Source organism: Achromobacter sp. AONIH1 (assembly GCF_002902905.1).
GTDB lineage: Bacteria > Pseudomonadota > Gammaproteobacteria > Burkholderiales > Burkholderiaceae_B > Achromobacter.
The window spans coordinates 2,861,474-2,883,500 of record NZ_CP026124.1 but is presented as its reverse complement, the minus strand read 5'-3'; the positions used below and the strand labels follow the sequence as shown (position 1 = coordinate 2,883,500).

The window sequence follows — 22,027 nt, the reverse complement described above, 5'->3', positions numbered from 1 at the left end:
CATGCTGATGAATCCCGCTTTATCCGGCCTGCGCTGCATCCGCTGCGCGACGCTGTTTCCCCCGGGCGACTATCCCGAAGGCTGCCCGTCTTGTCTGGAAGCCGGCCATCCTGCCTCGCTGGAGTGCGTCTACACGCCATCGACATCGAGCGTGATGCCGCTGCCGGTGCTGCATCCGATCACGCTGGGCGAAGGCGACACGCCCTGCCTGGAGTCGGCTGCCCTGGCCCAGGCGGAAGGCGTGGGCAGGCTGTGGCTGAAATGCGAGAGCGCCAATCCCACCGGCAGTCACAAGGACCGCATGGCGGCCCAGCTCGTGTCGCGCGCCAGGCTGGCCGGCGCCACGCGCGTGGCGGCCGCGTCCAGCGGCAACGCGGGCGTTTCCCTGGCCGCCTACTGCGCCGCCGCCGGCCTGCAGGCCGAGATCGCCATCACCCGCAACTGCCCGGCGCTGCAACGCGAGGCCATGCAGCGTTTCGGCGCCCGCCTCACCGCGTTCGAAGACAGCCTGGGCCGCTGGCCGCACGTGGCCCAACTGTGCCGCGAACAAGGCGCCTTCGCCGGCACCAACTACCTGAACCCGCCCACCGGCACCCACGCCTATGGGGTCGAAGGCTACAAACCGATTGCGCGGGAAATCTTCGACCATTGCGGCCTGCCCACGGATGTGATCGTGCCCACCGCGCGCGGCGATCTGCTATGGGGCGTGCTGCTGGGCTGGCAGGCGCTGCACAGGCAGGGACTGATTCCGAGACTGCCGCGCATGCACGCGGTGGAGCCCTATGCACGCCTGTCGCGCGCCCTGCAGACCGGGGACGCGCGCGGACTCTGGGAAGCGGGCACGGACCAATACTCCATCGCCGGCGGCACCACCACGCTGCAATCGCTGCAGGCGCTGGCTCGCTCAGGCGGACTGCCCGTGGAGGTGTCCGATGCCGCCGCGGCCCAGGCGCAGCAGCGGCTGGAACGGATGGGACTGGGCACGGAGCTGTCCTCGGCGGCGGCGCTGGCGGCCGTCACCCGGCTGCGACGCTCGGGCATGCTGGACGCCGAGTCGTCGGTCGTGCTGATCCTGACGTCGGACGGCCGGCGCGGCTGAGTCCGGCGATCCCGCGCGACGGCGTGCACGCGTATTCGTGATGGCACGCCTTCGCACGGGCCATGGCTGCATTGCCAGGCGCTAGACGCCGTAACGCGCCGTCAAGGGCGCCAGCGCGGCGCGCAGGCAGGTCGCCCAGAACTTGCCGGCTTCCGACAGTGGCCGGCTGCCGTGCAGGATCATGTGGCATTCGAAATGCACCGGCGCGGCCAGCGGCCGGAAAGCCAGCCCGGCCGCTTCCATGCCCACGGCCGTGGCCGGATTGGCGATGCCCACGCCGTGGCCGGCCAGCGCCAACTGGCAGACCGTGCTGGAGTATGGCGTCTCGATGCTGATGCGCAGCGCCTGCCCGGACTGCCGCAACAAGGCATCCAGCCGCTTGCGGGACGCGTCCTCCGCGTTCAACGCGATCACATCGGCATCGGCCAGCTGCGCGAATTCGACCTGTTCCAACCGGGTCAGCGTATGGTCCTTGGGAAACACCGCCACCGCCTGGAGACTGGCCAGGAGGTGGCCGCGCAGTCCTTCCAGCTCCGATTCGTCGGCCACGGCGGCCAGGTCCAGTTCGCCCGACACGACCATGTCGCGCAAGGTATTGGAATCGCGGATCTGCAGGTATAGCGGCGTATCGGGATAGCGGACGCGAAAGCGCGCGATGGTGTCGCTGACGATGGCGCCGCTGTAGGCATGGATGCAGCCGACGCGCAGGCGCGGCTGGGCCGAGCCGCGTATCGCGCGGATCTTGCGGCCCAGGCTCTCCAGGCCGACGTTCAGGCGCCGGATCTCTTCATACAGCAGCGTGGCTTCGGGCGTGCGGTGCATGCGCTGGCGCACGCGCTCGAACAGGCGCATCTCGATGCTGGCCTCCAGCGCGGCCAAGGTAGCGCTGACGGTGGCGGGCGACAGGTCCAGCCGCCGGGCCGCGGCGGTCACGCTTTCGGTTTCGTAGACCGTGCGGAAGGTCTCCACCTGCTTGAGCGTGAACCCCATGGCGCCGCCGGCTTCAGATGCGCTGCAGGTCGAGCAGCACGCGACGCGTGGAAAGCGGCCGCCCCGCCAGGATCTCGGCCAGGCGCTCGCGCAGGTCGCGCCGCAAGCCGGGCTCGATGGCAGGGTCGTCGAAATCGGGCGCAGCCTCGTCCACGCCGTAGCCGGTCTCGCGCAGCAGGGTCCATTCAAAGCGGCGCAGCGCACCCGCCGCGCGGGTGCCGCCGGACAGCTGCTGCAATGCCATGTCGTAGGCGTCGTACAGCAGCGGATGCGCGTCTTCGCGCGGCAGCAGGCGCAGCAGCAGCTCGTTCATGTACCAGGCGGACATGAGGGCGGTGCCGCCCAGCGGGCGTATGCCCATGATTTCCGCGCGGGTCAGCGTCTTGACCTCGCCATTGCCGGTCCAGGACAGCAGCAGGGGCTGAAAGACCGACAGCACGGGGCGCAGCACCGAATACGGGCGCTTGGCGCCCTTGGCGACCATGGCCACACAGCCATGATCGCGCGAGAAGGTTTGAACGATGAGGGAAGTCTCACGCCACGCCGTGGCGTGCAGCATGAATCCTGGGCGGTCCTGGACGCGAGGCGCCCGTTTACTCATAACCCAGATCGCGCAGCGCGCCTTCGCGATCGGACCAGCCCTTGCGCACCTTGATGTAGACCTCGAGGTGGACGGTCTTGTCGAGCAGCTTGGCGATATCCTGGCGCGCCTCGGTGGCGATGCGTTTCATGTGCATGCCGCCCGCGCCCAGCAGGATGGGCTTGTGGCTGTCGCGCTCGACCACGACACAGGCGGCGATGCGCGCGCCCTTGTCGTTCTCTTCCCATTGTTCGATGACCACGGTACAGCCGTAGGGCAGTTCATCGCCCACCAGACGGAAGATCTTCTCGCGCACCAGTTCGGCGGCGATGAAGCGCATGGGACGGTCGGTCAGCGTGTCCTCTTCGAACATCGGTTCGCCTTCGGGCAGGCGTGCGGCGATTTCCTGCAGCAGCTGATCCAGCTGCTGGTTCTTGGTCGCGCTGACCGGCACCACGGCGCCGAACGGATGCAGCGCCATGATCTTGCTGACGAAGGCGAACAGGTCGTCGCGGTTCTTCAGCGCGTCGATCTTGCTGACGACCAGGATGGTGCGCTCGGGCGCAGGCAGCAGCGGCAGCAGCTTGGCGTCGCCTTCCGACCACTTGCCGGCCTCGACCACATGCACCACGACGTCCACGTCGGCCAACGCCTGTGTCACGACCCGGTTCATCATGCGGTTCATGGCGCCGCCGTGGCGGGTCTGGAACCCGGGCGTGTCCACGAACACGAACTGCTCGTGCTCGCGGGTCAGCACGCCATGTATGCGATGGCGCGTGGTCTGCGCCTTGCGCGACACGATGGATATCTTGGAGCCGATGAGGGCATTGGTCAGCGTGGACTTGCCCACATTGGGGCGGCCAACGATGGCGACGAAACCGGTGCGGAAAGGGGTATTGCTCATTTAGTCTCTTGGGCCACTGCCACGGGCAGCGACAATTGCGCGCTCTTGCGCGCCTTGCCCGACTTGCGGGCGGCTTTCGTGGCCGGGCTGACGGCCTGCGCGGCCTCCAGCGCCAGCTTGGCCGCCGATTGCTCGGCGGCGCGGCGGCTGGCGCCAGGCGCCGTCACCTTGATTTCCAGCGCCGGAATGGCGCATTCGACCTCGAACTGCTGGCTATGGGCCGCGCCGTGAGTGGCCACCACCGTGTACAGCGGCAGCGCCATCTTGCGGCCCTGCAGGAATTCCTGCAGCAGGGTCTTGGCGTCCTTGCCCAGGGTCTTGGGATCGACGCTGGCCAGCACCGGCTGATACTGACGCGCGATCACGCGCCGCGCGGCGTCGAAGCCGGCGTCAAGGAACACGGCGCCGAACAGCGCTTCGACCGTATCGGCCAGGATGGACGGCCGGCGGAAACCACCGCTTTTCAATTCACCCTCGCCCAGTCGCAGATACTGCGACAACTCCAGTTTCTGCGCGATGTCGGCCAGCGACGCCTGCTTGACCAGATTGGCCCGCAGACGCGACAGGTCGCCCTCGTCGATCTTGGCGAAACGCTCGAACAGCATGGCGGCCACGACGAAATTCAGCACGGAATCCCCGAGGAATTCCAACCGCTCGTTATGGCGCGCGCCGTGGCTGCGATGCGTCAGCGCCTGTTCGAGCAAAGCCGGATCGCTGAAATGATGATCCAGGCGGTTTTCTAGCGTGGCTAGCGACATAATCAGTTGAATCGGCCGATGCGGCTCAGATCGCTGAAATTCATCCAGATGAAGAACGCCTTGCCGACGATGTTGGCTTCGGGAACGAAGCCCCAATACCGGCTGTCAGCGCTGTTGTCCCGATTATCGCCCATGGCGAAATACTGCCCCTCGGGTACTTTGCAGCGTACTCCATTGCGGCTGTATTGGCAGTTCCCCAGGTTGGGAAACGGATACTGCGGCCCGAGTTCCTGCATTTTTCCCTCATCGAGCAGGATCTTGTGCTCAACGTCGCCCAATTTCTCTTTGTATTGTGCGATATAAGAGACACGGTCAGGCTCGAAATAGTCGCCGTCCCGCACATGCGTCACCAATTCGCCATTGATGTACAGCTTCTTGTCCAGATAAGCGACCTCGTCGCCCGGCAGGCCGACCACGCGCTTGATGTAGTCCACGTCCGGATCCACCGGATAACGGAACACGAACACGTCGCCGCGCTGCGGCTTGCCGATATCGACGACCTTCTTGTCGAGGACAGGCAGGCGCAGGCCATAGCTGAATTTATTCACCAGGATCAGGTCGCCGGATTGCAGCGTGGGCAGCATTGAGCCCGACGGAATGCGGAACGGCTCGACCACGAACGAGCGCAGCATGAACACGAACAGGATCACGGGAAAGAAACTGACCGCATATTCGATCCACCACGGCATGCGCCGCGCCTCTTCGCCGGCTTCACGCCGCAGGCGCTCGGCTTCCTGCGCGTCGCCGATCACGGCCGCGTCATATTGGGCCATGGCGGCCTGGGCGCGGCTTTCGCGCCCCCGGCGCAGCACGGCCAGGTCGAGCACCCAGATTGCGCCGGTCAGGACCAGCAACACGAACAGGATCAGGGCAAAGTTCCAACTCATCAGCTAACCGCCTTATTCGGGTTCTATTTGTCTTCCACCTGCAGGATGGCCAGGAAGGCCTCTTGCGGAATCTCGACGCTGCCGACCTGCTTCATGCGCTTCTTGCCGGCCTTCTGCTTTTCAAGCAGCTTCTTCTTGCGGGAGATGTCGCCGCCATAGCACTTGGCCAGCACGTTCTTGCGCAGGGCCTTGACGTTCTCGCGCGCAATGATCTCGGCGCCGATGGCGGCCTGGATCACCACGTCGAACATCTGGCGCGGAATCAGTCCGCGCATGCGCGTCACCACGTCGCGGGCGCGATGGCGGGCGTTGCTGCGGTGGACGATCACGGCCAGCGCGTCGACGCGGTCGTTGTTGATCAGCAGGTCCACGCGCACCACGTCGGCCGAGCGGTACTCCAGGAACTCATAGTCCATCGAGGCGTAGCCGCGCGACACCGACTTGAGCTTGTCGAAGAAGTCCAGCACGATCTCGGCCAGCGGGATCTCGTACACCAGGTGCACCTGGCGGCCGTGATAGCTCATGTTGACCTGCACGCCGCGCTTGTTGTTGCACAGCGTCATGACCGGACCGACGTAGTCCTGCGGCATGAACAGCGTGACCTTCACGATCGGCTCGCGGATATCGGCGATCTTGCCCACTTCCGGCATGCGCGACGGGCTTTCGACGGTGATGATCGAACCGTCGCGCTGCTCGACTTCGTACACCACCGACGGCGCGGTGGTGATGATGTCCATGTCGAATTCGCGTTCCAGGCGCTCCTGCACGATTTCCATGTGCAGCAGGCCCAGGAAGCCGCAGCGAAAGCCAAAGCCCAGCGCCTGCGACACTTCCGGCTCGAACATCAGCGCAGCGTCGTTCAGCTTGAGCTTTTCCAGCGAATCGCGCAGCTGGTCGTATTCCGAGCTTTCGACCGGGTACAGGCCGGCGAACACCTGCGGCTTGACTTCCTTGAAGCCCGGCAGCGGCGCGGCGGCCGGCTTGTTGGCCAGCGTCACCGTGTCGCCGACCTTGGCGTCTTCGAGCTGCTTGATGCCGGCGATGATGAAGCCCACCTCGCCCGCCGACAGGTGCGGGCGCTGCTGCGACTTCGGCGTGAACACGCCGGTCTGCTCGCACAGGTGGGTGGCGCCGGAGGCCATCAGCAGGATCTTGTCCTTGGGCTTGAGCACGCCGTTGACGATGCGCACCAGCATCACCACGCCCACGTAGTTGTCGAACCACGAGTCGATGATCAGCGCTTGCAGCGGCGCCTCGGGATCCCCCTTGGGCGCCGGCACGCGGGCCACGATGGATTCCAGGATCTCGTCGATGCCCATGCCGGTCTTGGCGCTGGCCAGCACGGCCTGCGAGGCGTCGATGCCGATCACGTCCTCGACTTCCTGGCGCGCGCCTTCGGGATCGGCCTGCGGCAGGTCCATCTTGTTCAGCACCGGCATCACTTCCACGCCCAGCTCGATGGCGGTGTAGCAGTTGGCCACGGTCTGCGCCTCGACCCCTTGGGAGGCGTCCACCACCAGCAGCGCGCCCTCGCAGGCGGACAGCGAACGGCTGACTTCATACGAGAAGTCGACGTGTCCCGGGGTGTCGATGAGGTTCAGGTTGTAGACCTTGCCGTCCTGCGCCTTGTAATGCAGGGCGGCCGTCTGGGCCTTGATGGTGATGCCGCGCTCGCGTTCGATTTCCATGGAATCGAGCACCTGCGCGGACATTTCGCGATCCGCCAATCCGCCGCAGCGTTGGATCAGGCGATCGGCCAGGGTCGATTTGCCGTGATCGATGTGGGCGATGATGGAGAAGTTGCGAATATGCTGCATGCTTGAGTTTAAAAGGGACGGAACACTCGACACAGAACGCTCAGCGCCTGGCCGGAAGACACCGCCGCCGGAATACGCACGGCTGACGAGATGCGCCCTGGGGCGGCTGGCCCTGGGCAAAAACGAGGGGGCGCCATGCGCCCCCTCTTGCGGCAACCAGACATTTTAGCCGGTCTTGGACCTTATTTGGACGCGGGTACCGCCACCCACTGCGTCTGCTCGCCGCGACGGACCAGCAGGCCCACCGCGCGCGCCTTGTCCAGCTTGGCGACCAGCTCGCCGAACTGCTTGGCGCCGGTGACGTCGGTGTCGTTCAGAGCCAACACGATGTCGCCTTCCTGCAGTCCTGCCTTGGCCGCGGCGCCTTCGGCGATCTTGACCTGCACGCCGCCCTTGATACGCAGCTTGCGTTGCACCTCGGCCGGCACGTCGATCACGCCCAGACCCAACGCGTTGGTGACGTCCGGGGGAGGCGCAGCGCCCTTCTTGGCGCCGCCGCCCTTCTCGGCCGGGATTTCACCGACCTTGACCGGCAGCGTGACCGTCTTGCCCTTGCGCCAGACTTCCAGGTCGGCGCTCGTGCCCGGCTTGGTTTCGCCGACGATGCGCGGCAGATCGGACCAGCGCTTGATGGTTTCGCCGTTGAACTTCAGGATCACGTCGCCCGGCTGCACGCCGGCCTTGTCGGCCGGACCGTCCACCTCGACGCTGCTGACCAGGGCGCCTTCGGCCTTGGGCAGGCCGATGGCCTCGGCCACATCCTTGCCAACCTCGCCGATCTGCACGCCGACGCGGCCACGGGTCACCTTGCCGGTGGCGCGCAGCTGGTCGACCACGCGCATGGCCTCGTCGATGGGGATCGCCAGCGAAATGCCCATGAAGCCGCCGCTGCGCGAGATGATCTGCGAATTGATGCCGACCGCTTCGCCATCGAGATTGATCAGCGGACCTCCGGAGTTGCCCGGGTTGACCGCCACGTCCGTCTGGATGAAGGGCAAGTACTCGCCGGTATCGCGGCCGATGGCGCTGACGATGCCGGACGTGACGGTGGAATCCAGGCCGAACGGCGAGCCGATGGCCAGCACCCACTGCCCCTTCTTGAGCTTCTTGGGATCGCCAATGACCAGCGGCGTCATGCCCTTGGCCTCGACCTTGATCAGGGCGACGTCGGTGCGCTCGTCCGTGCCGATGACCTTGGCCTTGAATTCGCGGCCGTCGGTCAGCGTGACGTAGATGTCGGTCGCGTCGACAACCACGTGGTTATTGGTGAGGATGTAGCCGTCTTCGGAGATGAAGAAGCCCGATCCCACGCCGCGCGGCACGGTGCGCTCTTCAGGCTGCGAAGGCTGCGGACGCTGCCTCGGCGTGGGCGACTGCTGGCCCGGCGGCTGGAAATCCGGCCCGAAGAACCAGCGGAACAATTCGTAGGGATCGTTGCCGCCGCCCATCCCCGGACCGCGCACCGGCACGGTGGCGGTGGTGCGGATGTTGACGACGGCGGGGTCGGCTTTCTCGACGATGGTCGTGAAATCCGGCAAGGCCACCGTCGGCGTTTGCGCCAAGGAGGCCGGCGCATAGGCGGTGGACATCAACAGGCCCGCAACCATGGCCGCCAGCAGGCGCCGGAATTGCAGGTTCGACCCCAACATTGTTTTCATAGATTGCTCCGAAATTACTGCTTGCCCGCGGCCGGGGCGGCGGCGGGCACGTACTCCGTGCCCTGGGCCAATTGTTCGAGCGTGGTCAGCGGCACCTCGCCCACGGCCGTCAACCAGAAATCGGCGATGCGCGTGCCGTAGACCGTGATCGAGCCGCGCTGCGCCGCGCCATGAGGCGGCGTATGGCCGCGCAGGCTGTCGTAGGGCTCGATGAAGACCGAGATCGCCGCCAGGCCATCCGACAGCACCACCTGGCTGACGGTGCCGGAGCGCCCCATCGAGCGCGCCACCTGCATTATCACGGTGAAACCCTCGGGAGCGGGGATGCGCCAGCCCTGGGCAGCCAGGTCGACCTGTTTCATGGACGGTTCGAGCACCTTCCAATCGCGGGTATTCCAGCGCGAGGCCAGCGATTGCGGATCGACCTCGGATCCCAGGCGCAGGGACGTGAAGGACACCTGTTCGACCACGCCTCGCGCGGCGTTCAGCGTCTGCGCCTTCAGCAGCAGATTGGTTTCGACATCCGCACAGAGGCGATAGCCGTAGCGCAGCTTGTCCACGGGCTCGACGGTGATCAGCCGGCATTCGCGCCCCGCCACCCGGTGCAGCGCGGATTCCGCGCGGATCCGGTAGTGCTTGGACAGATTGGCGGGATCGCCCAGCAGCAGACCCGGAAAACGGTCGCCGCGGCGACGCTCGATCAGCACCGTCTTGCGCTCGGGGATCAGGCACTGCACATCTTCGTTATGGCGCAGATATTCGCGCGGCTGGCCGTCCAGGATTTCCAGGCGCTCGCGCTCGCCGGTGCCGTCCAGCACATGGACCAGACGGGAGGACTGGATGGTCTCGCCCTGCTGATACATGAAAACGCCCGCGTAGTCCTGCTTGCGGGCCGCCTGCTGGATGCGCGACAGCAACTGCACCATATCCTCGGGCGCGGCGGCGGGCGTGACGTCGGCCGCGCGAGCGGGTTCGTGGGCAGCGAGAAATGCAGCGAACAGCGTGGCGGCGAACCAGGCGGCCCGATGAGCCGGCCAGGCAGCGGCGCGGCCCAGGGCCGGCCAGCGTGTCGGAAGCACCAAGGCCATCAGCGGCCCGCCCCGGCATCGAAGGACACTTGGCGCACGGCGCTGGGGCCGGCCATCTGCCGATGTGCTTCGAGATAATCGCGCAGGCTCGCGTCTTCGGTGCCGACGCCCGCGCTGGCGTCGGCCAGCACGCGGGTCTCGGCGCCCGGCGAGCCGCCGGACAGATAGGGTTGGGCCACCCAGGCCACGGTGGCGACGGCGGCGGCCACGGCCAGGCCGGACAGTCCCATGCGCAAGGGCGAACGGCGCCGGGGCGCCGCGACGATGGGCAATTCGGCGTCCAGCGCGCGCGCCAGGCGGGCCTGGAAGGCGGCGCTGGGCGTCAGGGCCAGATCGGAATTGCGCAGGGCATCGCCGATCAGATGATAGGTATCCCAGGTCTGCTGCCCTTCCCGGGTCAACAGGCCTGCGAGGACATCGTCGGATTCTTCTCCGTCCATCCAGGCGGAAACCGACTCTTCCCAGGAAGACTCGGCGATCACGACGGACTTGGCTGCTGTTTGCATGACTGCGACTCCTTACCAGCGACGCTCGGCATCGGTGCCTAGCAATGGGCGCAACTTTGCGGCGATGGCTTCGCGCGCGCGGAAAATACGCGAGCGCACCGTGCCGATCGGGCAGTCCATGCTCTGGGCGATGTCTTCGTAACTCATACCTTCGATTTCACGCAGGACGATTGCGGTGCGCAATTCCTCGGGCAATTGCTCGATAGCCGCGTTGACCGTTTGGGCGATCTCGCGGCTGGCAACCATCGACTCCGGCGTGCTTATGTCGGTTAGGTTCTCGGTTTCGTTAAAAGTTTCACCGTCTTCCGTTTCTATCGCATTGGGCGCGCTGGGACGGCGTCCCTGGGACGCCAGCCAGTTTCTCGCCGTATTGATGGCGATGCGATACAACCAGGTGTAAAAGGCGCTCTCGCCTCGGAATTGGGGCAAGGCGCGGTAGGCCTTGATGAAGGCCTCCTGCGCCACATCCTCGATTTCCGACGGATCGCGGATCATTCGCGCCAGCAGGCGCAAAATCTTGCGCTGGTACTTCAGGACCAGCAGATCAAAGGCTTTCTTGTCGCCGCGCTGGACGCGGGCGACGAGTTCTGCGTCGACTTCGCGTTCGCTCATTGGGCCTCCCGCGGCGCGGCAGGCGCGGCTGCGCGCGGTTCGGCCTGCGCCAGCAGGCACAGGCGACGCCAGGCATCGGGCCTCAGGGCCCGCCGCCAGACGGTAAAGGTGTAGTTGCTGCGAGTAAAGGCCATACTCCCGGAGGGCAAGGGCTGCAGGGTGAGCGTAAGCCACGCCGGCCCCCTGCTCCAACGCAGCAGGCCGGCGTCGCGCCAACCCGACGGCAGCCGCAATTGCCAGCGGCCGCCCTCAGGGGAGGCTCGCAGCGCGGATACCGGGGACAGGCCGCCACGCAGCGAGTGTAACAGCCCCGCCAAGAGCGCCAGCGCCGCGAGCGCGGCGCCGGCGGCCGGCAGGCCCAGCCAGGCCGCCGACAGCAGCACGGATGCCGCCGCCACGGCGACGGCCAGGCCGGCGAGCGCGGACACGGCACGAGGCCGCGTCACCACGGCAAGCACGGCCCGGCGCCCGCGCGCGGGAACTTCCAAGTCAGACCCGGCGAACGGCCATCGAGCCGTTGGTGCCGCCGAAACCGAAGGAGTTCGACAGCCCCACGTCGATCTTCATTTGCCGCGCCTCGTTGGCGCAGTAATCCAGATCGCATTCCGGATCCTGATTGAAGATATTGATCGTGGGAGGCGACACTTGGTTGTACACGGCCAGCGTGGTGAACACGGCTTCGATCCCGCCCGCGGCGCCCAACAAGTGCCCGGTCATGGACTTGGTCGAGTTGACCACCAGCTTCTTGGCGTGATCGCCGAAAGCCAGCTTCAGCGCCTCGGACTCGTTCTTGTCGCCCAGCGGCGTGGACGTGCCGTGCGCGTTGACGTACTGAATATCGTCAAGATTGAGGCCGCCGTTGCGCAGCGCATTGAGAATGCCGCGGCGCGGGCCGTCCTTGTCGGGAGCCGTGATGTGGTGCGCGTCCGAGCTCATGCCGTAGCCAGCGAATTCGCCATAAATGCGCGCGCCGCGCTTCTTGGCGTGTTCGTACTCTTCCAGCACCAGCACGCCGGCGCCCTCGCCCAGCACGAAGCCGTCGCGGTCGCGGTCCCAGGGACGCGAAGCGGTCGTGGGATCGTCGTTACGCGTCGACAGGGCGCGCATGGCGGCGAAGCCGCCGATGCCCAGCGGAGACACGGTCGATTCGGCGCCGCCCGCCAGCATGACATCCGCATCGCCATACTCAATCAAGCGCGCGGCATCGCCGATGGAATGCAGGCCGGTGGTGCAGGCAGACACGACGGCGTAGCTCGGACCCTTCATGCCGTACGTGATGGAGATATGACCGGAGATCAGGTTGATCAGGGAACCCGGCACGAAGAACGGGGAAATACGGCGCGGACCCTTGGCCAGATATTCGACCTGGGTTTCCTCGATACGCGGCAGTCCGCCGATGCCCGAACCCACGATCACGCCGATGCGTTCGGCGTTGGCTTCGGTGACTTCCAATCCGCAGTCGCGCCATGCCTGCATGCCCGCAGCCAGGCCGTAATGGATGAAGGTATCCATCTGGCGGGCTTCTTTGGACGAGATATAGGTGCTGATGTCGAAGTCTTTGACTTCGCCTGCGATATGGGTGGTGATGGCCGAGGGATCGAAACGGCTGATGCGGCTGATGCCAGAACGTCCGTTGACGATATTGTCCCAAGCGGTGGTGATGTCGTTGCCCACGGGCGAAACGATACCAAGGCCGGTGATGACGACACGTCGCTTCACGGATGACTCCTCAAACAGACAAAAGAAAGGCGGTTTTCGGGATGCGCTGCGCGCGTGGCGCTCACGACTACGGGCCAGGCTGCGACACCTGTCCCGCGTGCGAACCACGCGGCATTTTCCTGAAACCGCCCCGATTCCCGGCCGGTCCCGAAAAGACGTTTCGGGCCGCCGGAAAGGTATAGGCTGAGCTTACTGCTTGCCGTGCGAATTGATGTAATCAATCGCTTGTTGCACGGTCGTGATCTTTTCGGCCTCTTCGTCGGGGATCTCGGTCTCGAATTCGTCTTCGAGCGCCATGACCAGTTCGACCATGTCGAGCGAATCGGCACCGAGGTCGTCAAGGAAGGAGGATTCGTTCTTGATCTCGGCTTCGTTCACGCCAAGTTGTTCAGCGACGATCTTCTTGACGCGCTGTTCGATGCTTTCCATGCAGATCTCCAAATGGGAAAAATCCCGCGAATTATAGCCAAGCGCAGAGTAAAGCAACGCCCGGCCGTGACAAAATTACATCGCCCACTGATCTGTCGCCGAGATGGCGCAGGAAGCCGGTGTGCGATGCATCCAATGTGAACCGCGCGCCGGGCCCCCAGCCTGCCGGTGGCCCGATATGCGCGTTTCGCGACTTATTGCATGTACATCCCGCCGTTGACGTGCAGGGTGGTGCCGGTAATGTAACCCGCTTGCGGGCCGGACAAAAATGCGACCGCGTGCGCGATGTCGGCAGGCGCGCCCAGGCGGCCCAGCGGAATCTGCTGCAGCAGCGCCGCCGTCTGGGTTTCGCCCAGCGCGCGCGTCATGTCGGTATCGATGAAACCCGGCGCCACGCAGTTCACGGTGATGTTGCGGCTGCCCAGCTCGCGCGCCAGCGCGCGCGCCATGCCGGCCACGCCCGCCTTGGCGGCCGCGTAGTTGGCCTGACCGGGATTGCCCGACGAGCCCACCACCGAGGTCACGTTGATAATGCGTCCCCAGCGGGCCTTCATCATGTTGCGCAGCACGCCGCGCGACAGGCGGAAGACCGAGGCCAGGTTGGTGTCGATGACCGCCGACCAGTCGTCGTCTTTCATGCGCATTGCCAGCGTATCGCGGGTGATGCCGGCATTATTGACGAGGATGTGGGGACCACCGCTTTCCTTGCCCAGCGCGTCGATGAGCGCGTCGCAGGCTTCGGCATTAGTCACGTCCAGCACGACGCCACGGCCGCCGAACGGCGCCAGCGCCTCGGTGATGGCGGCGGCGCCCGACTCGGAGGTAGCGGTGCCGACCACGACGGCGCCACGCGCCGCCAGTTCCAGGGCGATGGCGCGGCCGATGCCGCGCGTGGCGCCGGTCACCAGGGCGGTCTTGCCCTGCAGTTCAGTGGAGTAGTCCATGTCTTTCAGTTTCCGTTGACCGCGACCAGCGCGGCGTCCAGGGAAGCCGGATCGGTGATGGCCAGGCCGGTGAGTTCAGGGTCGATGCGCTTGGTCAGGCCGGCGAGCACCTTGCCGGGACCGCATTCGATGACGTGCGTGACGCCCTGCGCCTTCATGGCGCGCAGCGTTTCCACCCAACGCACAGGATGCCACGCCTGACGCACCAACGCATCGCGGATAGCCCCCGGTTCGACGGGCGAGGCCACGTCGACGTTGTTGATCACCGGGATCTGCGGCGCCGACACGTTCACGGCGGCCAGCGCCGTCGCCAGCACATCGGCGGCGGGCTTGAGCAGGCTGGAGTGGAACGGCGCCGACACCGGCAGCAGCAGCGCGCGCTTGGCGCCGGCGGCCTTGGCCAGCTCACAGGCGCGCTCGACGGCGGCCTTGTGGCCGGCGATCACGACCTGGGCGGGCGCATTGAAATTCACGGCCTCCACGACCTCGCCCTGGGCGGCCGAGGCGCAGGCGGCGCGCACGGCGTCGTCGTCCAGGCCCAGGATGGCGGCCATGGCGCCGGTGCCCACGGGCACGGCGGCCTGCATGGCGTCGGCGCGCACGCGCACCAGGCGCACGGCGTCTTCCAGCGCCAGCGAGCCGGCGGCGGTCAGCGCGGCATACTCGCCCAGGCTATGACCGGCCACCACATCGGGCTTGCGGCCGCCTGCGGCCAGCCAGGCGTTGTAGAACGCCACGCCCGCGGTCAGCATGGCCGGCTGGGTGTTGGTGGTCAGATTGAGCTGTTCGACCGGCCCCTGCGCGATCAGCGCGGCCAGATCCTGACCCAGGGCGGCCGAAGCGCGCGCCACGGAATCGGTGACGGCGGCCACGCCCGACCAGGCGTCCAGCATGCCGACGGCTTGAGAGCCCTGGCCAGGAAAGACAAAAGCGATTTTCATGGTCATGGTTAAGCGTGTGGATGAATTCGAGTCTGTGGGAGCGGCGGGCGATCGCGGCGGCGACTTGCGCCGCCTCGCGCACACCCGCCTGTTACATGCGGGCGAGCACCGAGCCCCAGGTGAACCCGCCGCCCACGCCTTGCATCAGGATGAGCTGGCCGGGCTTGACGCGGCCGTCGCGGCGCGCGGCATCCAGCGCCAGGGGCACGCTGGCCGCGGAGGTATTGGCATGCTGGTCGACGGTGATGACGACCTTCTCGGTCGGCACGCTGAGCTTGCGCGCCAGGAAATTCAGGATGCGGACGTTGGCCTGGTGCGGAATCAGCCAGTCGACCTCGCTGACGTCAACGCCGGCCTCGGCGCAGGTGTCGCGGGCGGAGCGGTCCAGCACCGTGACGGCCTGCTTGAAGACGGCCTGGCCGTCCATGCGCAGGAAGGGGTCGCCAGTGACGCTGCCGTAGGCGACGTTGCCTTCGGCGCTGAGGATTTTGGTCTGCGAGCCATCGGCATGCAGCTGGGCGGCCAGGATGCCGGGCTTGTCGGAAGCCTTGAGGATCACGGCGCCGGCGCCGTCGCCGAACAGCACGCAGGTCTTGCGGTCGTTCCAGTCCAGGATGCGCGAGAACACCTCGGCGCCGATGACCAGCGCGCAGCGCGCGCGGCCGGCGCGGATGAAGCTGTCGGCGGTGGTCAGCGCGTAGACGAAGCCGCTGCACACGGCCTGCACGTCGAAGGCGGCGGAGCCCTTGGCGCCCAGGTTGGCCTGGACCAGACAGGCGGTACTGGGAAACACGAAGTCCGGCGTGGAGGTCGCCAGGACGATGAGATCGATTTCGGACGCCTCGACGCCGGCGTCGGCCATGGCGCGGCGCGCCGCCTCGGTGGCCAGCTGGCTGGTGGTGACACCGCGTTCAGCGAGATGGCGCTGGCGGATGCCGGTGCGCTCGACGATCCACTCGTCGGAAGTGGCGATATCGCGCGTCGCCAGCTCGGCGGCCAGCGCGTCATTCGAAACCACGCGTTCCGGCAGGAAGCTGCCGGTGCCCGCGATCACGGAATATTTCATTGCGGTATCCATCAAGCGATGTCCCCGGCCGCGTTCGGCGCGGGCGCGGAAGCGCCGTCGCCAGACTGAACGCGCCTGGTGATCTGGGCGACCGTCTGCGCGGTGCGCTCCAGCAGTTTACTCACGACGGCTTCGCGGGCGCGCTGCAGGGCGAAACCGAAGGCATAGGCGTCCGCCGAACCGTGGCTCTTGATCACGACACCACGCAAGCCCAGCAAAGCGGCGCCGTTGTAGCGGCGATTGTCGACGCGGTTGCGCAGGCGGTTGAGCACCGGCTTGGCCAGCGCGCCCGCCAGGAGCGTGATGAGGTTGCGTTTGAATTCCTCGCGGATGACGCTGGACAGCATCTTGGCCAGCCCTTCCACGGACTTGAGCACGACGTTGCCGACGAAGCCGTCGCAGACCACCACGTCGACAGTGCCCTTGAAGATGTCATTGCCTTCCACGTTGCCGTAGAAGTTCAACGGGCTGGAGCGCAGGAGTTCGGCGGCTTCCTTGACGACCTCGTTGCCCTTGATGACTTCCTCGCCGATGTTGAGCAGCCCCACCGTGGGGTTGTCGCGGTGGTCCACCGCCTGCGTCAGCGCGGCGCCCATGATGGCGAATTGCAGCAGGTGCTCGGCCGTGCAGTCCACGTTCGCGCCCAGGTCCAGCACCGTGGTGGCGCGACCGGTCTGGTTCGGAATGGACGTGGCGATCGCCGGGCGGTCGATGCCGTCCAGCGTCTTGAGCACGTAGCGGGAAATGGCCATCCAGGCGCCGGTATTGCCCGCGGAAACGCAGGCGTCGGCGCGCCCGTCCTTGACGGACTGGGCGGCCAGGCGCATGGAGGAGTCTTTCTTGCGGCGCAGGGCGACTTCGACGGGGTCGTCCATCGTGACGACTTCGGAAGCCGCGACGATCTCAAGGCGATCACGGTCTACGCCGCGATGCTCGGAGAGCGCCGCTTCGATAGCGTCGGGAAGCCCGACCAGCAATAGCCGGGTATCCGGAAATTGCCGGGCGAACTCGATCGCGGCCGGAATCGTGACGGGCAGACCGAAGTCTCCGCCCATGCAGTCTATGGCGATGCGTATCACGGGGGCCAGGTATCAGCGCTCAGCCGAAATGGTCCGGGTACGAGTTCGGCCCGGGGGCCTTATTCGTCGGCCTTGGTCTTCAGGACCTTGCGGCCACGGTAGAAGCCGTTGGGGCTGATGTGGTGACGCAGGTGCGTTTCGCCGGTGGTCGGCTCGATAGCCGTCGACGGGTTCACCAGAAAATCATGCGAACGGTGCATACCGCGCTTGGACGGGGACTTCTTGTTTTGTTGAACAGCCATGATGACTCCTAGAAACGGGGCGCATTGTACGCGATGCGGCCCGATGTTGATCTCAATCTTTGTGCTTCAGTTGTTCCAGCACCGCAAACGGCGACGGACGCTTGACAACGGGCTCTTGGGAAGCGTCGCCGTCATTGGCCTGCGCGCCCGGGCATACATCATGCTTGGGCACATACGGAACGCTCAGAATGAGCTCATCCTCGATCTGGGCCAACAGATCGAAATGATGCGACCCCACCACCTTTTCGGGTTGATCGGGCGCAAAACCTTGTCCTTCTTCGCCGTCATCGTCCTCGCCGTCTCCCTGCCCTGAGGCGGAAAACCCATCGTCGAGATCGTCTTCGGACTTGACCAAATGCAGCAGCGTCTGGCTATCGACCGGATAAGCGAACGGCGCATTGCAGCGCTGGCAAATCACAAGCGGATTGGCCTGCACGTGCAGGTGCAGCAGCGGCTCGCCGGCGAGCAAGCCGGACTTGCCTTGTTCGCCGCGCACCGACCAGGTCACCAGACCCGCTGCACCGGCGGGCTGCTCAGGCAGCCCATCGGTAAAACGCGTCAGGCGCACCAGCGGCACCGTACCCTGCGCTTCCTTGCCCAACCGGGCAAACGCGAAGGCATCGATGCGATCCACACCGCCATTATTCTTGCCGCCCGCACCCTTGGCGCGGCCGCCATTGCCGCCATTCTTGCCGTCAGCGCCACCGCTATCGCCCGAGCCAGGCATGCGCTTGGCGTCCTTGGTCTCGTTGCTCATGAGGTGATGTTCCTGCAAAAATGCCGCAAAACGTTAGATAATACTGTGACTTACGTACTAGCGTCAAATTCCGCATGCCCTCACAGCCTCGCCTGATTCTTGCCTCAAGCTCCCGTTACCGCAAGGAACTGCTTTCCCGTCTGCGCCTGCCCTTCATCGCGATTTCCCCCGATGTGGACGAAACGCCACACCCCGGCGAAACGCCGGAAGCGCTGGCGCTGCGCCTGTCCGTCGCCAAGGCCCAGGCGGTGGTATCCGCTCATCCCGGCTGCGTCGTGATCGGCTCGGACCAGGTTGCCACGGTGGACGGGCAACCCATCGGCAAACCAGGAGATTTCGAGCGCGCACGGGTTCAATTGCGGGCGCTGGCCGGCCAGACCGTCGAATTCCACAGCGCGCTGGCCGTTACCGACGGCGTGCGGACCGAAAAGGCGGATATCGTCACCCGCTGCCGCTTCCGCCCCCTGTCCGATCAGGCGATCGACGCCTATCTGCGGGCGGAAGAACCCTACGATACAGCAGGCAGCGCCAAGGCGGAAAGCCTGGGCATCGCCCTGATGGAGAGCATCCAGAGCGACGACCCGACCGCCATCATCGGGCTGCCCCTGATCGCGCTGACCAGCATGCTGGCGCGCTTCGGCCTGGATCCGCTGGCCGCACCCGGAGCCGCGGCATGAGCGGCGCGCTGCACCTGATTCCCGTTGGTCTGGGCGAAGCAGCGCCGGAGCGCTGGCTGCCGGCCGAGGTCCGCGCCCTGGCGGGCAGGCTGGATACCTATATCGCCGAGAACGCCAAGACCGCCCGCGCCTTCCTGAAGCTGGTCGGCACCGAGCGTCCGCTGCAGGAAATCACGATCCATACGCTGAGCGACAAGGCAGACGACGGACAGATCCAGTCCTGGCTGCAAAGCGCCCGTCAAGGCGGTGAAATCGGACTGGTTTCCGAGGCCGGCTGCCCCGCCGTCGCCGACCCCGGCGCCAAGGTCGTGGCCGCCGCCCACCGCCTGGGCATCGCGGTGCGACCCTGGGTCGGCCCCTCCTCCATCCTGCTGGGACTGATGGCCAGCGGCCTGGACGGGCAGCGCTTCGCCTTCCACGGCTATGCGCCAGTGGACGCGGGCGAGCGAGCCAAGCAGCTGCGCGCCTGGGAGCAGCATTCCGCCCGCCACGACCAGACCCAGTTGCTGATCGAAACCCCCTACCGCAACGCCGCCATGTACGCCACGCTGCTGGCCAGCCTCAAGGGCGACACCCGGCTGTGCGTGGCGCGGTCCCTCACCACCAGCGATGAATGGGTGGCCACCCACACCATCGCCGAGTGGAAGAAACTGCCCGCCCCTCAGCTCGACAAGCTGCCCACCCTGTTCCTGTTCCTGGCCCGCTGACCATGCTGCGACTTTCCCTCATCCTGGCCGCCGCGGCGGCCCTGGCGGGCTGCGCCACGCGCGGCCCCGCCGGCCTGGACCTGGACACCTCGGTAAACGCCGTCAGCCAGAGCAGCCGCGTGCGCGCCATCGTGATCCACTACACCACCGAAGACGACGCGCGCTCCATGCAGTTGCTATCCAAGGGCAAGGTCAGCGCGCACTACCTGCTGAGCCCCGCGGGTCGCGCCCACCGCCTGGTCGACGAAACGCGCGCCGCCTGGCACGCCGGCAACAGCTCTTGGTATGGCATCACAGCCATGAACAGCACGTCCATCGGCATCGAACTGGTCAACGCCGGCTGGACCCAGGGCGCGGACGGCGGCCGCGTCTGGCACGCCTATGACGACCGCCAGATCCGCGCCCTGACCATCCTGGTGCGCGACCTGATCCAGCGCCATGGCGTCGCGCCGGAGAATGTGGTGGGCCACAGCGACATCGCGCCGCAGCGCAAGGTGGATCCCGGCCCGCTGTTCCCGTGGAAGCAGCTGGCGGCCGCCGGCATCGGCCGCTGGTACGACGAGGCCGGCGCGGCGGCGCAGCTTGCGCGACTGCAGGCCGAGCCGCTACCCGCGCCCGCATGGTTCCAGCAGCAGCTGCAACGCCTGGGCTACGCCAGCCCGCAAACGGGCACGTTGGACCGCGCCACCATCAACGTGCTGGCGGCCTTCCAGATGCATTACCGCCCGGCGCGTTATGACGGCCAGCCCGACGCTGAAACCGCGGCGATCATGATGGCGATGCCCTGAGCCCCGGCTTAGCCGCCGCGGCAGACCCCGCGCGGCGGCCGGCAGCCGCCCGCGCTCAGGAACGACGCCGCCACCAGGCGGCCACCCGCCAGCCCAGCAGCACCGCCAGCACGGCGGCGTAGATCATGGGTTGTTCCAGGTCGTTCTTGCCCGCCTTGTGCCACCAGTAGTGCAACACCGCCAGCAGGCCGATGGCGTACACCGCCCGGTGCAGGCGCTGCCAGCGTTTGCCCAGCCTGCGCATGGCCCACTGCGTGGACGTGGCCGCCAGCGCCGCCATCAGCACAAAGGCGACAAAGCCCACGGTGATGAAGGGCCGCTCGCCGATATCGGCCAGCATCTGCCCAGGGTCGAATCCCCGGTCCCACCAGACCCAGGCCATGAAATGCAGGAAGCCGTAGAAGAAGGCAAACAGCCCGCACATGCGGCGCAGCCGCACCAGCGCCGGCTGCCCGGTCAGGCGGCGCAAGGGCGTGATGGACAGCGTGACCAGCAGGCAGACCAGCGTCCAGGTGCCGGACGAACGGGTCAGGAACTCCACCGGATTGGCCGTCAGGCCATTGTTCAGCCCCAGCCAGATCCAGCGGGCGAAAGGCGTCATTCCCAACAGAAACAGCGCGGGCTTGACGCGCCCGACCGCAAGCGCCGACCACTGGACCTTGGGCGTGGCGGCATCGCGACACGCTTCGGCCGCCGTGGAAGCGTGGGGAGCGGGCGCGCCGGTCCGGGCCATGCGCGCCTCAGTAATTGGCCTTCAGGTCCATGCCCTGATAAAGGGCCGCGACCTGATCCGCATAGCCATTGAACGGCAGCGTCTTGCGCTTCGGACTGAACAGGCCGTCCTCGCCGATGCGCCGCTCGCTGGCCTGACTCCAGCGCGGATGCGGCACGGCCGGGTTCACATTGGCGTAGAAGCCATACTCCTGCGGCGCGGCCTTGATCCAGGAAGACACCGGCTGCTTTTCGACCAGCCGGATCTTGACCAGCGATTTGGCCGATTTGAAGCCGTACTTCCACGGCACCGCCAGCCGCAAAGGCGCCCCGTTCTGATTGGGCAGGACCTTGCCGTACAGGCCGAACACCAGCATGGCCAGCGGGTGCATGGCTTCGTCGATGCGCAGGCCTTCCACATATGGCCAGTCCAGCACCGCCGCACGCACGCCCGGCATGTTGTCGCGCTGCACGACGGTCACGAACTCGACGTACTTCGCATTGGCGGTCGGCTCAACCTGTTTGAGCAGGGCGGACAGCGAATAGCCCACCCAGGGAATGACCATGGACCAGCCTTCGACACAGCGCAACCGGTAGACCCGCTCTTCCATGGGCGCGAGCTTGAGCAGTTCTTCGATATCGAAGGTGCGCGGCTTGCCGACCTCGCCTTCGACGCTCACCGTCCAGGGGCGCGTCTGCAACTTGCCCGCATGAGCCGCCGGGTCGCTCTTGTCCAGGCCGAATTCATAGTAGTTGTTGTAGGACGTGATATCAGACAGCGACGTCTGCTTGTCCATGACGCTCAGGGGACTTGCCTGCCCGGGCAGCACGGCCGGCTCGCCCACGGGCGCATTCGCGGCCCAGGCGCGGCCCGCCCACCCCGGCAGGCCCAGGCCCGCCGCGGCGACGCCCGCCCCCAGGATCAGATCGCGCCTGGCGCGCCAGACCCGCTCAGGCGTGATCTCGGACGACTGGATGGCGTCGGGCTTGCGTATCAGCATCATGATCTCCGAAGTCGGCGGCCACGAAAAACGCGCGGCGCAATCCATGGACGACTGTGCGCCCCAT

At 66.4% G+C, this 22,027-nt stretch carries 25 protein-coding genes; 4 read left to right on the top strand and 21 right to left on the bottom strand.

What is annotated here, in order from left to right:
* The first annotated feature begins 1 nt into the window (after window position 1).
* Window positions 2-1,099, top strand: coding sequence for a pyridoxal-phosphate dependent enzyme (locus tag C2U31_RS13105; protein ID WP_103273149.1), 1,098 nt, complete (start codon window positions 2-4; stop codon window positions 1,097-1,099).
* An 81-nt stretch (window positions 1,100-1,180) separates the two neighbouring features.
* Here C2U31_RS13105 and C2U31_RS13100 read toward each other — a convergent pair whose 3' ends face one another.
* The 19 genes from C2U31_RS13100 to C2U31_RS13010 all read right to left on the bottom strand — a co-directional run bounded on the left by C2U31_RS13100 (window position 1,181) and on the right by C2U31_RS13010 (window position 18,046).
* Window positions 1,181-2,089, bottom strand: a complete 909-nt coding sequence (locus tag C2U31_RS13100) for a LysR substrate-binding domain-containing protein (protein ID WP_103273148.1) — start codon at window positions 2,087-2,089, stop codon at window positions 1,181-1,183.
* Window positions 2,090-2,102: 13 nt separating this feature from the next.
* Window positions 2,103-2,690, bottom strand: a complete 588-nt coding sequence (recO, locus tag C2U31_RS13095; protein WP_103273147.1) for a DNA repair protein RecO — start codon at window positions 2,688-2,690, stop codon at window positions 2,103-2,105.
* On the bottom strand, window positions 2,683-3,573 hold the full coding sequence (gene era / locus C2U31_RS13090; RefSeq protein ID WP_103273146.1) for a GTPase Era: 891 nt from the start codon (window positions 3,571-3,573) through the stop codon (window positions 2,683-2,685). Before era ends, recO begins: the two co-directional genes overlap by 8 nt.
* Entirely contained in the window at window positions 3,570-4,331 is a 762-nt protein-coding gene (rnc, locus tag C2U31_RS13085; protein WP_103273145.1) for a ribonuclease III, read from the bottom strand. Before rnc ends, era begins: the two co-directional genes overlap by 4 nt.
* 2 nt (window positions 4,332-4,333) lie before the next feature.
* The gene (gene lepB, locus C2U31_RS13080) at window positions 4,334-5,218 is read right to left on the bottom strand and encodes a signal peptidase I (RefSeq protein WP_103273144.1); all 885 of its coding nucleotides are present in this window, start codon (window positions 5,216-5,218) and stop codon (window positions 4,334-4,336) included.
* A 23-nt stretch (window positions 5,219-5,241) separates the two neighbouring features.
* Window positions 5,242-7,035, bottom strand: coding sequence for a translation elongation factor 4 (gene lepA / locus C2U31_RS13075; RefSeq protein ID WP_103273143.1), 1,794 nt, complete (start codon window positions 7,033-7,035; stop codon window positions 5,242-5,244).
* 182 nt (window positions 7,036-7,217) lie between these two features.
* Window positions 7,218-8,642, bottom strand: a complete 1,425-nt coding sequence (locus C2U31_RS13070) for a DegQ family serine endoprotease (protein ID WP_369869787.1) — start codon at window positions 8,640-8,642, stop codon at window positions 7,218-7,220.
* Window positions 8,643-8,707: 65 nt separating this feature from the next.
* Window positions 8,708-9,781, bottom strand: coding sequence for a MucB/RseB C-terminal domain-containing protein (locus C2U31_RS13065; RefSeq protein ID WP_103273141.1), 1,074 nt, complete (start codon window positions 9,779-9,781; stop codon window positions 8,708-8,710).
* The gene (locus C2U31_RS13060; RefSeq protein WP_103273140.1) at window positions 9,781-10,287 is read right to left on the bottom strand and encodes a sigma-E factor negative regulatory protein; all 507 of its coding nucleotides are present in this window, start codon (window positions 10,285-10,287) and stop codon (window positions 9,781-9,783) included. The genes C2U31_RS13065 and C2U31_RS13060 overlap by 1 nt, the downstream gene beginning before the upstream one ends.
* 12 nt (window positions 10,288-10,299) lie before the next feature.
* Window positions 10,300-10,899 carry an RNA polymerase sigma factor RpoE gene (gene rpoE, locus C2U31_RS13055; protein ID WP_103273139.1) on the bottom strand — a complete coding sequence of 200 codons (600 nt, stop codon included), beginning with the start codon at window positions 10,897-10,899 and terminating at the stop codon, window positions 10,300-10,302.
* Window positions 10,896-11,327, bottom strand: coding sequence for a hypothetical protein (locus C2U31_RS13050; RefSeq protein ID WP_233772750.1), 432 nt, complete (start codon window positions 11,325-11,327; stop codon window positions 10,896-10,898). Before C2U31_RS13050 ends, rpoE begins: the two co-directional genes overlap by 4 nt.
* A gap of 61 nt (window positions 11,328-11,388) precedes the next feature.
* Window positions 11,389-12,618 (bottom strand): beta-ketoacyl-ACP synthase II, encoded by a 1,230-nt coding sequence (fabF, locus tag C2U31_RS13045; protein WP_103273138.1) that lies wholly within the window; start codon window positions 12,616-12,618, stop codon window positions 11,389-11,391.
* 189 nt (window positions 12,619-12,807) lie between these two features.
* Window positions 12,808-13,047 (bottom strand): acyl carrier protein, encoded by a 240-nt coding sequence (acpP, locus tag C2U31_RS13040; protein ID WP_003813816.1) that lies wholly within the window; start codon window positions 13,045-13,047, stop codon window positions 12,808-12,810.
* Window positions 13,048-13,241: 194 nt separating this feature from the next.
* Window positions 13,242-13,991, bottom strand: coding sequence for a 3-oxoacyl-ACP reductase FabG (gene fabG / locus C2U31_RS13035; protein ID WP_103273137.1), 750 nt, complete (start codon window positions 13,989-13,991; stop codon window positions 13,242-13,244).
* A gap of 5 nt (window positions 13,992-13,996) precedes the next feature.
* Window positions 13,997-14,932 carry an ACP S-malonyltransferase gene (gene fabD, locus C2U31_RS13030; RefSeq protein WP_103276357.1) on the bottom strand — a complete coding sequence of 312 codons (936 nt, stop codon included), beginning with the start codon at window positions 14,930-14,932 and terminating at the stop codon, window positions 13,997-13,999.
* A gap of 91 nt (window positions 14,933-15,023) precedes the next feature.
* Window positions 15,024-16,010 carry a beta-ketoacyl-ACP synthase III gene (locus C2U31_RS13025; protein WP_103273136.1) on the bottom strand — a complete coding sequence of 329 codons (987 nt, stop codon included), beginning with the start codon at window positions 16,008-16,010 and terminating at the stop codon, window positions 15,024-15,026.
* Window positions 16,010-17,077, bottom strand: coding sequence for a phosphate acyltransferase PlsX (gene plsX / locus C2U31_RS13020; protein ID WP_103273135.1), 1,068 nt, complete (start codon window positions 17,075-17,077; stop codon window positions 16,010-16,012). The genes C2U31_RS13025 and plsX overlap by 1 nt, the downstream gene beginning before the upstream one ends.
* Window positions 17,078-17,136: 59 nt before the next feature.
* Window positions 17,137-17,319: a 50S ribosomal protein L32 gene (gene rpmF, locus C2U31_RS13015; RefSeq protein ID WP_006389284.1), complete on the bottom strand. Its 183-nt coding sequence runs from the start codon at window positions 17,317-17,319 to the stop codon at window positions 17,137-17,139.
* Between the two features lie 52 nt (window positions 17,320-17,371).
* Complete coding sequence (locus tag C2U31_RS13010) at window positions 17,372-18,046, bottom strand: DUF177 domain-containing protein (protein WP_103276356.1); 675 nt, start codon at window positions 18,044-18,046, stop codon at window positions 17,372-17,374.
* A gap of 104 nt (window positions 18,047-18,150) precedes the next feature.
* Here C2U31_RS13010 and C2U31_RS13005 point away from each other — a divergent pair, with 104 nt between their 5' ends.
* Genes C2U31_RS13005 through C2U31_RS12995 form a run of 3 tightly spaced genes read left to right on the top strand, consistent with a single transcriptional unit; the run spans window position 18,151 to window position 20,248 of the window.
* Complete coding sequence (locus tag C2U31_RS13005) at window positions 18,151-18,753, top strand: Maf-like protein (protein ID WP_103273134.1); 603 nt, start codon at window positions 18,151-18,153, stop codon at window positions 18,751-18,753.
* Window positions 18,750-19,460 carry an SAM-dependent methyltransferase gene (locus tag C2U31_RS13000; protein ID WP_103273133.1) on the top strand — a complete coding sequence of 237 codons (711 nt, stop codon included), beginning with the start codon at window positions 18,750-18,752 and terminating at the stop codon, window positions 19,458-19,460. The genes C2U31_RS13005 and C2U31_RS13000 overlap by 4 nt, the downstream gene beginning before the upstream one ends.
* Before the next feature lie 2 nt (window positions 19,461-19,462).
* On the top strand, window positions 19,463-20,248 hold the full coding sequence (locus tag C2U31_RS12995; protein ID WP_103273132.1) for an N-acetylmuramoyl-L-alanine amidase: 786 nt from the start codon (window positions 19,463-19,465) through the stop codon (window positions 20,246-20,248).
* Window positions 20,249-20,303: 55 nt separating this feature from the next.
* Here C2U31_RS12995 and msrQ read toward each other — a convergent pair whose 3' ends face one another.
* Both msrQ and msrP read right to left on the bottom strand, forming a co-directional pair.
* On the bottom strand, window positions 20,304-20,981 hold the full coding sequence (msrQ, locus tag C2U31_RS12990) for a protein-methionine-sulfoxide reductase heme-binding subunit MsrQ (RefSeq protein WP_103273131.1): 678 nt from the start codon (window positions 20,979-20,981) through the stop codon (window positions 20,304-20,306).
* Between the two features lie 7 nt (window positions 20,982-20,988).
* A complete protein-coding gene (gene msrP / locus C2U31_RS12985) occupies window positions 20,989-21,960 on the bottom strand; it encodes a protein-methionine-sulfoxide reductase catalytic subunit MsrP (RefSeq protein ID WP_103276355.1) in 972 nt (323 codons plus the stop codon).
* Window positions 21,961-22,027: the final 67 nt, after the last annotated feature.